Here is a 13,721-nt window from a genome sequence, read left to right as displayed (position 1 = left end):
CCGTGAAAGTCAGTATTGCAGCAGCGCATACAGCGCCTCTTTGATGACCTGGAGCAAGTCCGGAAAATCACAAAGGAATGGATCAAACTTTACAACGGAGATCCCCCACGCTGGGCACTTGGGAAGCTACCGCCCCAATCCTTTCTACAGCATGCAGAAAATTCTCCTTTAATCCCGTCTCATTGATGGGAACTATAATATCTACCAGCTCTTAAGAAATACCTCCTAATCGGTTGATTTTTTATGAGTATATTAGGCAGCCTGTTCCGAGCGCCACAGCGCGCGCAACGCACACACCATCTCAGCTGGGCGAAACGCCCCACTGAGCAGGCCGTAGGTCATGAGCTGCTGCAGCCACCGGCAGTTCAGCACGTCGGACTTGCGGCCCGAGACGTTTTTCACATGCCGCGCGTTGGCGAGCAGCACGGTGAAACCGCGCGACTCCAACAGCTCGAACAAGGGGATCCAGTACACGCCGGTGGATTCCATCGCAACCTTGTTGACGCCGCAAGCCTTGAGCCAGTTGGCCAAGGCGTTGAGGTCGACCGTGAAGCTGGGAAATTCGCGCACTGATTCGTCATCCCGGCCAGGCGGTACGTCCACAAAGTGGGAGGCGCTGCCGATGTCGATACCGGCGGCGTTGGGGTGGGTGATCGTCAGGGCGGCTCTGGACTTGGCAGGTCTGAGGTTAAGGGTGCGATTGCGTTGTGCCATGATTTACTCCATCATTCAAATAGGAATGTGGCGCCGCATCGGGTGCGTCGTCTTGCTCACTCTCTTAAACGGGATATCGTGCGAGCGGCTAGATACCGCCAGCGCGATTCACCAATGTCGATGACGTTACCCAGTACCACGCTAACCCGCGGGCAATATGCACCATTGCTATATCGGTTTTCCGCAGCGCCGCATTCCACTGTGCCACAACGCAGCCATCATGTGTTTCTTCAGCGCGATTTGCGGCTGCGGACCGATTACTTCGCTAACCACCCTTTTAATTTTGCCGTGCCCAATATTGACAAAAAACTAATTGCATCTCGCTTTGGATCTAGGGTTAATAGCTATGATGTAGCCACCCCTATTCAGCAGCGGATGGCTCAAGCCCTGATAGAGCGAGTTCGTAAACATTTTCTTGCTGGTGAGCCTAAAAGGATCCTAGAGCTGGGCTGTGGAACAGGACGACTAACCCGAAAAATCATTGAAATTTTTCCAAATGCGAAAATTACTGCAGTAGATATTTCTTCACAAATGGTAGATGCGGTTCGAGCAAATTGTCCTAATGTAGATGTTATTCTGGCTGATGCAGAAGATTATATTTGTGATCTGAGTGAACCATTTGAGCTGATTATTTCAAATGCAACGGTCCAGTGGTTCGAGAATATCGAAGAAACGCTAGGTCATGCATACCGTCTCCTCGCTAATGAATGCTTACTCGCAATAGCTACCTTCGGGGAACATACGTTTCTTGAGCTCAGGGAGTCATTCGATATGGCTTATGCTGTCACAGGGCGTGAAAAGGTAGATCATGTAGTTGATATTTACCCCATTCATAAGTTGTGTACTAGCTTTCCAAAAGCAGAAATTGTCCAGGAAGATATCGAGCAATATTTCGGCGACGTACGTGCCTTCTTAGATCTATTCAGGATTCCGGCGCAGTTAACTCTACTGACAACAAACGCCCGCTGAGCCGAGATGTTCTTCAAGAGATGTACCGGCAGTATTCATGTAGGTTCACGAACGCAGATTCGGGTCAAATTACTGCGACTTACCATATCTGTTATATGTATTTGTCATCAAAGGATGAGGGGTATTTACGGTGAAATCAGGGATAAATCTAGACAATATAATAATTTTCGGTACCGGTGGACACGCTAAGACTGTGATAGGGGTGCTGGAATGTGAGGGAAAATGGCGACTGTCTGGACTTGTGGTTGATGATTGTAATCTGCCAGATGAAAAAAGAGTCCTCGGCTATGAGATCCTTGGCAATCGTAGTGCATTCTCAATTCTTCAAGGTAGAGGCATTGTTAAAGGGTTTGTAGCGGTTGGCGACAATATCGTGAGAGCTGAGATTGCTGTAAGTATGCGAAAATCAGGATTTTCATTGGTGAGCATCATGCATCCAAGTGCGTGTGTAATGAAGGATGCAATAGTGGGCGAGGGCACTTTTATTCATGCTTTTAGCATAATCGGCGCTGAATGCAGTGTAGGTTTTAACGCAATTATCCAGCCCCAGACTAGTGTGGGACATGAGAGCTTTATTGGTGATTATGTCCAGTTTTCACCTGGAGTACATATTGGAGGTAAGGTTCGCATTGGTGACGGGTCTTTTTTTGGACCAGGCGCAGTTGTATTTCCTTCGGTAACTATAGGACAAAACGTATCGGTAGGTGCTAATACTGTTGTAAACAAGGATGTACCTGACAATGCGGTGATAGTTGGCAACCCTGGTAGGATGGTTAAACTCAAATAATCCATTAGCCGATTTTCATCTGAACGGGCAGCACGGTCGGATGCCGGCGTTAGCCCATAACTCCTCGAACCAAGCTCTGAGGTAAGTTGAAAAAAGTGGACACGAACGTTTTGATAAACTTAAAACGGAGGTGTCAAATTAAACAGAGAACCCTAACACGATATACAGCAGGGCACCCCGAAAAACCCCTTTTTCATGAAGCCCTTTGATAAAATTCACCTGTCTGAACTCGAGTCCTACCCCATGCCGATGAAACTCCGAAGCGCGATCAAAAAAGACCTGTTTGCCGCCGACCAGAGGCGGGACAAGATTGTAATGCTCGCCACCGAGTCCGAGCACGGTAGCGCGAATCGAACGCCCCATGTCGAACGCGATGATGCGCGATCCGGCATAGCGGCGGAACTGCAATGCCAGCGTCGCGAGCAGCACCGACTTGCCCATGCCGATGGGGCCGACCACCAGCGTGTTGCCCACGTCGCCGATGTGCGTGACCAGCCGGAACGGCGTCGCGCCATCGGTGCGGGTCACGATCAGCGGCGGGCCGTCAAGATGTGCATTGCGCTCTTGCCCGGCCCACACTGCCGACACCGGCAGCATGTGGGCCAGATTCAAGGTTGAGACAATGGGCTGGCGCACGTTGGCGTAGGCGTGCCCCGGAATCGACGACAGCCAGGCATCGACCGCGTTCAAAGTTTCGGGGATCGTCACAAAACCGCGGCCCTGGATAGTCCGCTCCACTGCGCGTAACTTCTCGTCGGCGGCCGTGGCATCGGTATCAAGTACCGTCACGGTTGCGGTGACATAGCCGAACGACACTTGGTCACTGCCCAGTTCCTGCAGAGCTGCATCGGCATCCGCCGCCTTGTTCGAGGCATCGGAATCCACCAGCGGGCTTTCCTGTTGAAAGATGGTTTCGCGCAGCAGCGCGACGATGTTCTTGCGCTTGGCGAACCACTGGCGGCGCAGCCGACCCAACTCGCGCTCGGCCTCGGCCTTGTCCAGGCACAGGAAGCGTGTGCTCCAGCGGTAGGCAAAGCCCAGGCGGTTGAGGTCGTCGAGCAGGCCAGGCCAGGTCGAGGTGGGGAAGCCACGCACCGACACCACGCGCAGGTGTTGGCTCCCGAGCATCGGTGCAAGCCCACCCGTCAGCGGTTCGTCGGCCAGCAGCGCATCAAGGTGCATCGGCACCTCTGGCACGGCCACCGAATGTCGGCGCGTGGACACGCAGGTATGCAGGTAGGTCAAGGTCTGGCCATCGTCGAGCCAGGCGATCTCCGGCATCACCCCTTCGAGCAAACCGAAGAAGCGTTCGGTCTCCGACACGAAGCCCTCCAGTCGTTCGCGCCAATCCACGCCTTCGACCTTGGTGTTCTCGTACAGTAGCTTGGCGGCGCGAGCCGTTGATTCCTCGGGCGGCAGGTACAGCAGCGTCAGGTGGTACGTGCTCTCGAAGTGGCTATCGGCTTCTTCAAAAACGGCGCGGCGCTCTTCATCGACCAGCCACGACAGTGGCTCGGGAAATACCGATTCTGGGTAGTCCGCCGCTTCGCGCCGTTCGGCCTCCACGAACAAGGCCCAGCCGGAACCGAGCCGACGCAGCGCGTTGTTCAAGCGCGCTGACGTGGCGATCAGTTCACCCTGTGTCGCACTGTCCAGGTCTGGCCCGCGAAACCGCGCCGTGCGCTGGAACGAGCCGTCCTTGTTGAGCACGACACCCGGCGCAACCAGCCCAGCCCAGGGCAACCAGTCTGCCAGCAGAGCGGGACGTTTGTGGTATTCGGCAAGGTGCATCATGGTCTTTGCCTCATACGTCCAACAACGTGCGGTGTTTGATGTGTCGCGCGAAAACCGCCATGAACTGCGCATCCAGCCGCGCGCCCCAGACCGCCAGCGAGTGCCCAACAATCCACAGCGCCATGCCAGGCAACCAGAGCTGCAACCCAAGACCGACCGCAGCGGCCAGCGTGCCGTTGGCAATCGCCACGGTGCGCGGCGCGCCACCCAGCAAAATGGGTTCGGTCAACGAACGATGCAGTGACACTTCAAAGCCAGGTGCGTCAGCAGGCAGCGCGTTCATGCGATCACCGCTCCGCCCGCGAAGCTGAAGAAGGTCAGGAAGAACGAGGACGCGGCGAACGCGATCGACAGGCCGAAGACGATCTGCACCAGCTTGCGAAAGCCGCCGCTGGAGTCGCCAAAGGCCAGTGTCAGGCCGGTGGTAATGATGACGATCACCGCGATGATGCGGGCCACCGGTCCCTGGATCGACTCCAGCACGGATTGCAACGGTGCTTCCCACGGCATGTTCGACCCCGCAGCGTGCGCAGGCAGCGCCACGCACAGCAGCAGCGCCGCCATGGTGATGATCTGCATACCGACCTGAAGCCGGGCGTTGTGCGGAAGCGGATTTACGGAAGTGTGCAAAGGTGTCATGACGGTTCTCCGGGAGTTGATGAAAGTAAAGGGACGGAAGGCATCAGTTCGGTGCTGAGCTGGTAGCCGTGGCTGTCGAAGCCGGTAACACGGACGATTTCCTGCACGCGGCGCGCATGGCCGCGACCGGCGATATAGACGATGACGTTCACGGCCTCGGCGATCAGGGCCGCGTGGTGCGGTCACGGCGACTTCGAGAATCAGTTGTTCCAGTCGCAGCAACGCGCCCGCTGCGGAACCGGCATGGACGGTCGCGATGCCTCCCGGATGGCCGGTGCCCCAAGCCTTGAGCAGATCGAGCGCTTCGGCGCCGCGCACCTCACCCACGACGATGCGGTCCGGCCGCAGCCGCAGGGTCGAGCGCACCAGCTCGGCCATGGTCACGATGCCCGCGCGAGTGCGCAGCGGGACGTGGTCGCGTGCCGTACATTGCAGCTCCACCGTGTCTTCGAGCACGATCACGCGGTCGCCGGTCGCAGCGATTTCGTCGAGCAGGGCATTGGCCAGCGTGGTCTTGCCGGTGCTGGTGCCACCCGCGATCAGGATGTTCTGGCGCTCGCGCACAGCTGTCCGCAGGAATTCCGCCTGAGCCTCGGTCAGGATGCCGTCGGCCACGTAGGTGTCGAGTCGGATCAGGCCGACCGCGCGCTTGCGCAGCGCGAAGACCGGCCCCGGCGTCACGGGCGGTAACGCGCCCTCGAAACGTTCGCCCGTTTCGGGCAGTTCGGCGGATAGCAGCGGTTTGCCCGCATGCACTTCGGCATGCACATGGGCCGCGACCAGCCGGATGATGCGTTCGCCATCGGCGGGCGTGAGGCTGATACCCAGTGGTTCGCGCCCGCTGCCCAGTCGATCCACCCACAGCGAACCGTCGGGGTTGAGCATGACTTCCACCACGTCGGGGTCGTTTAAAGCCTTGGCGATGTCCGGCCCCATCGCCGTGCGCAGCATGCGCACGCGACGTTCCAGTGCCAGCGAGGCCGACAAGCTCTGATCGCGTGGCCCGCTGCTCATGGCGCCGCTCCCGGTTCATCGGCAGGCGCTACGGCGTGAATGTTTTCCTGCTGGCCGAAGAACTGTCTGGAGTCGGGCTGGATTTCCTCGACCACGTCCTTGACCAGGCTGCGCCCGCGCAGCAGATGGCGGCCAAGTTGTTCAATAAACTGCTCGAAGCGTGCGCGGCCCTGAGCGCGTGCCGCTTCCTGATGCGCTTCCGGCACCGGGGTGCTGACGGTCAGGAAGTAGCGCACATAGAGGGCCAGCGTCTCGATCAGGATGTTCTGGTCGCGTTCCAACTTGTCGAGCTGGCGGGATAGCCGATCCAACCGCTTGGCGATAGCCGCTTCGCGCTGATCGCCGGAGTCGGGTGACAGGAACGAGGCCAGCGCCGCGGCGATGATCGAGGACTTGGACAAGCCCTTCATGGCCGCCAGCTCGTCGAGCCGCTTGGCGTGCTCGTGCTCAATGAAAAGGTTCAGGCGCTTACGTGAATATCCTTGGCTCATAGGGATATCCCGTCATCAGGGTCAAGGGCGGCCAGCCGCGCCGTGCGTTGCAGGCGTGGATCGAGCTGGGTGGGCAACGGCAAGTCGTCGTCATCGAGCAGGCCCAGGTCATCCACCGCGTGTTCGGACTCTGGCGTGAACACGACTTCGGCCAGTTCCGGCTGCTGCTGATGCCCGCCGTCGTCGGTGGCCTCGCCGTGTGCGGGGAAGACCAAGCCGAGAATCGGTGCAGCGGGGATGGCCAGTCCGGTCCAATCGTCCGGCCGCAATGGTGGTGCATCGGCGTAGTGCCCAAGCAGTAATGGCGGCGGCGCCTGTATGCGCGTCTTGAAATTCGCATCCAGGTAGTAGCGAATTTTTTGCGCCTTGATCGGTGGATGACCAGACACCATAACCACTTCGTCGTCGAGCGGCAGTTGCATGACCTCGCCGGGTGTTAGCAGTGGTCGTGCCGTCTCCTGCCGCGACACCATCAAGTGACCGAGCCACGGGGCCAATCGGTGACCCGCGTAGTTACGCTGCGCGCGCAATTCGGTTGCGGTGCCCAATGCTTCAGAAATACGCTTGGCGGTGCGCTCGTCGTTAGTGGCAAACGCGATGCGCACATGGCAGTTGTCGAGGATCGAATGATTTTGGCCATAGGCCTTGTCGATCTGGTTGAGCGACTGCGCGATCAGGAAGGCACGCAGGCCGTAGCCGGCCATGAAGGCTAGCGCGCTCTCGAAGAAGTCGAGCCGACCCAGTGCCGGGAACTCGTCGAGCATCAGCAGCAACTTGTGGCGACGGGCAATGCCATCTGAACCATCGAGTGACTCGGTGAGGCGTCGGCCGATCTGGTTGAGAATCAGGCGGATCAGCGGCTTGGTACGGCTGATGTCCGAGGGCGGCACCACCAGGTACAGCGACACCGGGTGATCGGCATCAATCAAGTCGGCGATACGCCAGTCGCAGCGTGAGGTGACTTCGGCCACGGTAGGATCACGGTATAGGCCCAAGAAACTCATCGCGGTGGATAGCACACCGGATCGCTCGTTGTCGCTCTTGTTGAGCGCCTCGCGCGCCGCCGACGCGACAACCGGGTGCGTTGTTTCGCCCAGATGTCGGGTCGTCATCATCCGGTGCAGCGTCACCTCGAACGGGCAGGCCGGATCGGACAAAAAATTGGCGACGCCGCGCAGCGTCTTGTCCTCGCTGGCGTAGAGCACATGCAGGATCGCGCCAACCAGCAGTCGTGCGAAGTTTTTTCCCAATGGTTGCGCCGCTCCAGCGCACCTTCGGGATCGACCAAAATGTCGGCGATGTTCTGCACGTCGCGCACCTCGTGCATGCCGCGCCGCACTTCGAGCAGCGGGTTATAGGCAGCCGAGCGTGCGTCAGTCGGATTGAACAGCAGGCAATGCGAGAAGCGTGCGCGCCAACCGGCGGTCAAGTTCCAGTTCTCACCCTTGATGTCGTGGATGACGGCCGAGCCGGGCCACGACAGTAGTGTTGGCACTACCAGGTCGACACCCTTGCCTGAGCGGGTGGGCGTGAAGGCCATCACATGCTCGGGACCTTCGTAGCGCAGGTACTCGCCATCTTTGCGGCCCAGTAAAACGCCGGCAGGGCCGTTCAGCCCGGAACGGCGGATTTCAGCGGGCAGCGCCCAGCGTGCTGAACCGTAGGTCGTGACCAGCTTGGATTGCCGTGCGCGCCACACCGACATGGCGATGGCCACCACATGGCACCGGCGAAGCCGCTGCACGCTGCGATGGCACCGCCGCGCAGGAAGATGTCGGGCGCATAGGCATCGAAGAAGTACCACCACTCAAACAGCCGCCACGGGTGATAGATCGGCGTTCCCAGCATGTCGAACCACGGCGCGCCGAGGCGCATCTGGTATCCCAGTGCGGCCGCCGTCCACTGGGTGGCACTCCATAGCCCCAGTAATACGGTGGCGAAAACCATCGTGATCTGGCCAATCAGCACGCCGGTCGGTACCATGCGCTACCCCCTCATGTAATTACTCGATTCAGTCCATTTCAATGTGCCGTCAGCCCGGTATCCGCGAATCAGGATCGGCCTATCGTCAAGGTTCGAAGCGGCACCGATCCGGCACTGCTTTTAACATCGCAAGTTTGGGGTCGCCGCGAGTATGAGAAAACCTGTTCCGGCGAAAGTCGGCTAAGAGGGGAGTACAACGATGATTATTTCTGTCACTGGCACGAATCGCGAAGCCTATCGTGCGGTATTTCCACAGTCGAACCCGCGTCCGTAGTGATCATTTGACGCATGGCCTGTCGCCGCCGCAGTTGAATCGTCATACGCTCTTGTATGACTCTAGCCAGTTATAAGCTCGATGCGGTAGAATTGGCCAGACTTGGCAAACAAAATTCATTGTAGGCCACCATTGCGGAAGAAACAATGACCGACACAGATGGCGAAATCCTTACGCTTGACGAAGTTGCTGCCTACCTGAAAGCTGGCAAGCGGACGGTCTACCGGCTCGCCCAGAAAGGCGAGATTCCCGCATTCAAGCTTGGTGGAACGTGGCGTTTCCGTCGCTCAGAGCTTGATCTCTGGATTGTCGAGAGCATCAACAAGATGAAACAGAAGGCGAGTTGATGACACAACGGCTACTCACGCCATACCAAAGCCAATATTACGCGTGGCTGCTAACTCGTCGCGCAGCCAGCGACACCGTGGAATCGCTGGCATCCACCCTGGTGGACTCGCAGGTTGACCTCAATCCGCTACCAGGTCGAGGTCTCACTGTTTGGCGGAAGCTAATCCTGATTGGTCACTGCTTGATTGCGCGCATGCCAAGAGACTGCTTGGCTTGCGTTGAAGGCTGATCAACTTGAATAAATTTCAGAAAAATCGCCCTGCAGACTTCGCGCGGCAAGCTGAAGCACTAAGAGCCTGTTCACGATCTTGCTGAAATCCGAGACAATGTCCGAATGCGCAAGAAAAAATACCCAAGCGACATCAGCCGCGAGCAGTTCGAGCAAATTAGGCCCTTGCTGGAAGGGGCGCGCAAGCGTACCAAGCCCCGCACGGTGGACTTATATGAGGTCTGGAGCGCGGTACTGTACCTGCTCAAGAGCGGCTGCCAGTGGCGAATGCTACCGAGGGAGTTTCCGAAATGGCGCACGGTGCACTCCTACTTTGCCAAGTGGAGTGAGCAGGACGAGGAAGGAATGAGCCTGCTGGAGCGGGCGTTAAAAAAATCAAGTTGGCGTGGCCCGTACGAGACAGGGGCGCAACGCACAGCCGACGCTATTGATTGTGGACGCGCAGAGCGTGAAGAACACGGACACGGCGGGTCAGAAGAGTTATGACGCAGGCAAGAAGATCTCTGGAATCAAGCGCCACATTGCGGTGGATACCCAAGGACTACCGCATGCAGTTGCGGTGACCACCGCTGAGGTCACTGATCGGAAAGGTATCTTGCAGGCGATGGCACGGTGCAAACCAGGCCTTGCGCAGGTACAACGTATTCTGGCTGACGGTGGTTATGTAGGTCGACCATTTGCGTTGGCAGTCGATGAAATACTGGGGGCATCGGTGCAGATCGCCAAGCGCAACGAACTGCACACCTTCGCCGTCATCCCAAAGCGTTGGGTGGTTGAGCGCAGCTTCGCATGGTTGGAGAAATGCAGACGGCTATGGAAGAACTGCGAACGCAAACTCAATACCAGCCTGCAATTCATCCACCTTGCCTTCCTGGTTCTGCTGCTGCGAAGATCGTGAACAGGCTCTAAGAACTTTACTGGACAGATAGATGGCCAAATTAGCTGATTTGATATGGAAGAACGCCGAGCTGCTACGTGGCGCGTTCAAGGAAAATGAGTACCGCAAGGTGATCCTGCCGTTCACCATCCTGCGCAGGTTGGATTGTGTGCTTGCCCCAACCCGTGAGGCTGTGCGTATCAAATACGAAGCCGTCAAAGATAAAAACTACGACCTCGACAAATTCCTCACGCCCACCAGTGGCTACCCGTTTTTCAACACGTCCAAATTCACCCTGCCGGGTGTGGCGGAAAGCCCGGATGACGTGCGCGACAATCTGGAGGCGATGATTAACGGCTTCTCGCAGAACGTGCGCGACATTTTCGAGAAGTTTGGCTTTATCGCCACCATTGATAAATTGGCAGAAAAGAATCGTCTGTTTCTCGTGGTGCAGCGTTTTGCCGAAACTGATTTGCGCGCACTGGATGAAAAAGGCAAATCGGTCGTCACCAATCACGACATGGGGCAAGCGTTTGAAGAGTTGCTGCGCAAGTTCAACGATGTGTCTCCGGCGGGTGAGCAGTATACCCCGCGTGATGTAATTGAGCTGATGGTGACGGTGTTATTTGAAGGCGACGATGATGCGCTCTCGGTTCCCGGCGTGGTGCGCACCATGTGCGATCCCACTGCTGGCACGGGCGGTATTTTGAGTGTCGCCGAAGAGCACATACACAAATTCAACGACCGCGCCACGTTGAAACTGTTTGGGCAGGAACTGGAAGACGAAACTTATGCCATCTGCAAAGCCGACATGCTGATCCGGGGGCAAGACCCCGCTAACATCGCCAATGGCGACACCTTGGAAAAGGACAAGCATCCGAATCAGACCTTTGATTACCAGGCCGCTAATCCTCCCTACGGTGTGGAATGGAAACCCGCCGAGAACTCAGTACGAAAAGAACACGCCAAGGGAGCCGCTGGCCGCTTTGCTCCCGGATTGCCTGCCATTCGTGACGGACAAATGCTTTTCTCCCTGCATATGTTGTCCAAGGTGCAACCGGTGGTTGGGGGCAAGGGCGGAGGGCGCATTGGCGTGGTACACAACGGATCACCCTTGTTTACCGGCGATGCGGGTGGCGGCGAAAGCGAGATACGCCGCTGGATTCTGGAGCATGACTATCTGGATTGCATCGTGGCAATGCCCACGGACATGTTCTACAACACCAACATCGCCACCTACTTGTGGTTCATGAGCAACCGCAAACCACCCGAACGCAAAGGCAAGGTGCTGCTGATTGACGCCAGCGGCATGAGCCATTTGATGAAGAAGAATTTGGGCAAGAAGCGCCGCGAGTTCTCCGAGGACTGCATCGCTCGTATTGCGAAGGCTTACGCCGGATTCAAAGCGGTGAACTGGCGTGATGCCAACTCCGGGCCTGTCCTGAGCAAAGTCGAAGGACGCACCTTGAAGGCCAAGGTGTTCGATCGCGAACATTTCTTCTACCGCAAAGTAACCATCGAGCGTCCATTGCGCTGTCGGTTTCAGGCGACTGCCGAGGCTGTGGCCGCACTGTTGGCCGATAAGGCTTACGCCAAGTTGCCTGATGAGCAACGCGACGCGCTGAAAATCGCTGTAGCCAAGCTGGATGCTGTGGCCATCTACACCGATGCCGACACCTTCCGCGCCGCTTTGCAGAAAGCGGCAAAGAAAGCAGGCATCAAGAAGCCACTCGGAGCTAAACTGCTGGAGCTTGCCCGAAAATATCTCGCGACACGCGACAAGACTGCCGAGCCCACCACCAACGAAAAAGGCGAGGTATTGAGCGATTCTGAATTGCGCGATGCTGAATACGTGCCGTTTGGCGAGGACATCGACAGCTACTTTGATCGTGAGGTGGTGCCGCACTGGCCGGATGCCGGGATCAACCGCGACATCAAGGATGACAAGGATGGACTGGTCGGCGTAGTCGGCACCGAAATCAACTTCAATCGCGAGTTCTACACTTACACCCCTCCGCGTAGCCGCGAGACGATACGGGCAGAAATCGAAGCGATGGAAAAACGCTTCATGGACATGCTGCGCGGAGTGGCGGGATGAAGCCTTACCCAGCCTATAAGCCCAGTGGTGTGCCGTGGCTGGGAGAAATACCCGAACAGTGGGATGTTGTTCAGTTCAAGCATTTTGTGGAGATTCAGAACGGCTCCGACCATAAGCATGTCGAAAAAGCCGAAGGATATCCAGTCTTCGGTTCTGGAGGTATATTTGCGTATGCGTCCGATTTCCTTTACGACGGTGAATCCGTCCTGCTCGGAAGAAAAGGAACCATTGATAAACCACTACATGTAACCGGACGTTTTTGGACAGTGGATACTATGTATTGGACCAAGATCCGCCCCGATGCCTCTGGCCGATTCGCTTATTACTCGGCTCTTACTATACCATTCGACTACTACTCGACGAATACGGCTGTTCCAAGCATGACCAAGGGAAACCTCAGCGGTCACCTTGTCTCCCGCCCGTCCATCCGCGAACAACAGGCAATCGCCGCTTACCTCGACCGTGAAATTGCCCGTGTCGATACGCTGATAGCCGAGAAGTGTCGTTGATCGAAACGCTGCTGGAATATCGACAGGCCACCATTTCCGAAGTCGTCACCCAAGGGCTAGACCCAACCGCCCCCAAGACGCCCAGCGGTTTGCCGTGGCTGGGCGAAGTGCCTGCGCATTGGGCGATCAAGTCTCTTAGGCGAGTCACTGATGGCCTCGCAATGAATGGCATATTTAAGAAAAATGACGAATTTGGGGACGGCGCACCGCTGGTCAACGTAACCGATCTATTTTCAGATAATTTCTTTGTTGATGGCTCTTCGCTTGAACGAGTCAGGTGCTCAGAGCAAGAGCTGATTCAGTATCAGGTTTGTGATGGCGACCTTTTTTTGGTTCGGTCTTCGTTAAAATTTGATGGCATTGCGATGTTTGCAGTAGCGAGAAATATTATTGAGCCAACAGTATTTGAGTGCCATGTGGTGAGATTGCGCCCTGACACTTCTTTGTGCAATTCAAGGTTCATGGCATTTTTCTTAAATTCATCATACGGGCGACAATCACTTATTTCGCGCTCCAAGTCAACAACCATGACAACGATTGATCAGGGCGAAGTGCTGTCCACTTACATTGCCAGCCCACCCCTTGATGAGCAGAAAGCTATCGCCGCCTATCTCGACCGTGAAACCGCCCACATTGATAAGCTGGTTGACCATGTTCGAGACGAGATCAAGTTATTGCAAGAGCTCCGCGCTGCTACCATTACGGATGCCGTTACCGGGAAAATTAAGGTGTCATAGGGCGGATGAGCGTAGCGTTATCCGCCGAATGCAATTTCCATACGGCGGAAGCCGGGTTGGGCGGGCACGCCTTTGTGCCTACGCGGATTCAAAACCGGGTGGGCAGATAAAATCCCTGCCCACCCTACCAGTCTGTGGTTTTTGTTGAGTTAGCGGCTTCATCGCATAACCAAGCCTACGAAAGCGGTTCTTGGTATATGGGCACAATTCGGGCGTATTGCCATACGCACCTACACTCATGGTATCCAAAGGTTGCCA

Annotated in this window: 13 protein-coding genes and 2 pseudogenes; 10 read left to right on the top strand and 5 right to left on the bottom strand. The window is 56.7% G+C overall.

Annotated features, from left to right (window positions below; genetic code table 11):
- Positions 1–270: 270 nt before the first annotated feature.
- A pseudogene (locus tag MKZ32_RS02405) lies at positions 271–714 on the bottom strand (IS110 family transposase); the annotation flags it as partial.
- 27 nt (positions 715–741) lie between these two features.
- Here MKZ32_RS02405 and MKZ32_RS02400 point away from each other — a divergent pair.
- Both MKZ32_RS02400 and MKZ32_RS02395 read left to right on the top strand, forming a co-directional pair.
- Entirely contained in the window at positions 742–1,683 is a 942-nt protein-coding gene (locus tag MKZ32_RS02400; RefSeq protein WP_239795805.1) for a methyltransferase domain-containing protein, read from the top strand.
- 130 nt (positions 1,684–1,813) lie between these two features.
- Entirely contained in the window at positions 1,814–2,470 is a 657-nt protein-coding gene (locus MKZ32_RS02395; protein WP_239795804.1) for an acetyltransferase, read from the top strand.
- A gap of 138 nt (positions 2,471–2,608) precedes the next feature.
- Here MKZ32_RS02395 and MKZ32_RS02390 read toward each other — a convergent pair whose 3' ends face one another.
- Complete coding sequence (locus tag MKZ32_RS02390) at positions 2,609–4,264, bottom strand: VirB4 family type IV secretion/conjugal transfer ATPase (RefSeq protein ID WP_478210031.1); 1,656 nt, start codon at positions 4,262–4,264, stop codon at positions 2,609–2,611.
- Here MKZ32_RS02390 and MKZ32_RS15815 point away from each other — a divergent pair.
- Positions 4,263–4,508, top strand: a complete 246-nt coding sequence (locus tag MKZ32_RS15815) for a hypothetical protein (RefSeq protein ID WP_478210030.1) — start codon at positions 4,263–4,265, stop codon at positions 4,506–4,508. The genes MKZ32_RS02390 and MKZ32_RS15815 overlap by 2 nt on opposite strands.
- Positions 4,509–4,543: 35 nt before the next feature.
- Here MKZ32_RS15815 and trbB read toward each other — a convergent pair whose 3' ends face one another.
- From trbB to traG, 3 genes and pseudogenes are all read right to left on the bottom strand, one after another.
- A complete protein-coding gene (gene trbB, locus MKZ32_RS02375; RefSeq protein ID WP_478210029.1) occupies positions 4,544–5,917 on the bottom strand; it encodes a P-type conjugative transfer ATPase TrbB in 1,374 nt (457 codons plus the stop codon).
- The gene (locus tag MKZ32_RS02370; protein WP_239795803.1) at positions 5,914–6,408 is read right to left on the bottom strand and encodes a CopG family transcriptional regulator; all 495 of its coding nucleotides are present in this window, start codon (positions 6,406–6,408) and stop codon (positions 5,914–5,916) included. The genes trbB and MKZ32_RS02370 overlap by 4 nt, the downstream gene beginning before the upstream one ends.
- Positions 6,405–7,948, bottom strand: a pseudogene (gene traG / locus MKZ32_RS02365) (IncP-type conjugal transfer protein TraG). Before traG ends, MKZ32_RS02370 begins: the two are co-directional and overlap by 4 nt.
- 146 nt (positions 7,949–8,094) lie before the next feature.
- Here traG and MKZ32_RS15810 point away from each other — a divergent pair.
- The 7 genes from MKZ32_RS15810 (at position 8,095) to MKZ32_RS02335 (ending at position 13,463) form a co-directional block, all read left to right on the top strand.
- On the top strand, positions 8,095–8,328 hold the full coding sequence (locus MKZ32_RS15810) for a hypothetical protein (RefSeq protein ID WP_478210028.1): 234 nt from the start codon (positions 8,095–8,097) through the stop codon (positions 8,326–8,328).
- Positions 8,329–8,811: 483 nt separating this feature from the next.
- The gene (gene mads1, locus MKZ32_RS02360) at positions 8,812–9,012 is read left to right on the top strand and encodes a methylation-associated defense system helix-turn-helix domain-containing protein MAD1 (protein ID WP_239795802.1); all 201 of its coding nucleotides are present in this window, start codon (positions 8,812–8,814) and stop codon (positions 9,010–9,012) included.
- A complete protein-coding gene (locus tag MKZ32_RS02355; RefSeq protein WP_239795801.1) occupies positions 9,012–9,242 on the top strand; it encodes a hypothetical protein in 231 nt (76 codons plus the stop codon). The genes mads1 and MKZ32_RS02355 overlap by 1 nt, the downstream gene beginning before the upstream one ends.
- 105 nt (positions 9,243–9,347) lie before the next feature.
- A protein-coding gene (locus MKZ32_RS02350; RefSeq protein ID WP_239795800.1) for an IS5 family transposase occupies positions 9,348–10,140 on the top strand; the annotation gives its coding sequence in 2 pieces (ribosomal slippage) (positions 9,348–9,619 and positions 9,618–10,140; 795 coding nt in all).
- A 31-nt stretch (positions 10,141–10,171) separates the two neighbouring features.
- Complete coding sequence (locus tag MKZ32_RS02345; protein WP_239795799.1) at positions 10,172–12,217, top strand: type I restriction-modification system subunit M; 2,046 nt, start codon at positions 10,172–10,174, stop codon at positions 12,215–12,217.
- Positions 12,214–12,726: a restriction endonuclease subunit S gene (locus tag MKZ32_RS02340; RefSeq protein WP_239795798.1), complete on the top strand. Its 513-nt coding sequence runs from the start codon at positions 12,214–12,216 to the stop codon at positions 12,724–12,726. The genes MKZ32_RS02345 and MKZ32_RS02340 overlap by 4 nt, the downstream gene beginning before the upstream one ends.
- Positions 12,717–13,463: a restriction endonuclease subunit S gene (locus tag MKZ32_RS02335; protein ID WP_239795797.1), complete on the top strand. Its 747-nt coding sequence runs from the start codon at positions 12,717–12,719 to the stop codon at positions 13,461–13,463. The genes MKZ32_RS02340 and MKZ32_RS02335 overlap by 10 nt, the downstream gene beginning before the upstream one ends.
- The last annotated feature ends 258 nt before the right edge of the window (positions 13,464–13,721 follow it).

It is taken from the genome of Candidatus Nitrotoga arctica, assembly GCF_918378365.1.
GTDB classification, from domain to species: Bacteria; Pseudomonadota; Gammaproteobacteria; order Burkholderiales; family Gallionellaceae; genus Nitrotoga; species Nitrotoga arctica.
The sequence above is the reverse complement of the archived record's forward strand: the minus strand, read 5'-3'. Positions and strand labels throughout refer to the sequence as shown.

What these genes read in the sequence shown, in the direction of transcription:
- MKZ32_RS15815 (WP_478210030.1), top strand. Translation starts at nt 4,263, where the DNA reads ATGGTCTTTGCCTCATACGTCCAACAACGTGCGGTGTTTGATGTGTCG.
- MKZ32_RS02390 (WP_478210031.1), bottom strand. Translation starts at nt 4,264, where the DNA reads ATGATGCACCTTGCCGAATACCACAAACGTCCCGCTCTGCTGGCAGAC.
- trbB (WP_478210029.1), bottom strand. Translation starts at nt 5,917, where the DNA reads ATGAGCAGCGGGCCACGCGATCAGAGCTTGTCGGCCTCGCTGGCACTG.
- MKZ32_RS02370 (WP_239795803.1), bottom strand. Translation starts at nt 6,408, where the DNA reads ATGAGCCAAGGATATTCACGTAAGCGCCTGAACCTTTTCATTGAGCAC.
- mads1 (WP_239795802.1), top strand. Translation starts at nt 8,812, where the DNA reads ATGACCGACACAGATGGCGAAATCCTTACGCTTGACGAAGTTGCTGCC.
- MKZ32_RS02355 (WP_239795801.1), top strand. Translation starts at nt 9,012, where the DNA reads ATGACACAACGGCTACTCACGCCATACCAAAGCCAATATTACGCGTGG.
- MKZ32_RS02345 (WP_239795799.1), top strand. Translation starts at nt 10,172, where the DNA reads ATGGCCAAATTAGCTGATTTGATATGGAAGAACGCCGAGCTGCTACGT.
- MKZ32_RS02340 (WP_239795798.1), top strand. Translation starts at nt 12,214, where the DNA reads ATGAAGCCTTACCCAGCCTATAAGCCCAGTGGTGTGCCGTGGCTGGGA.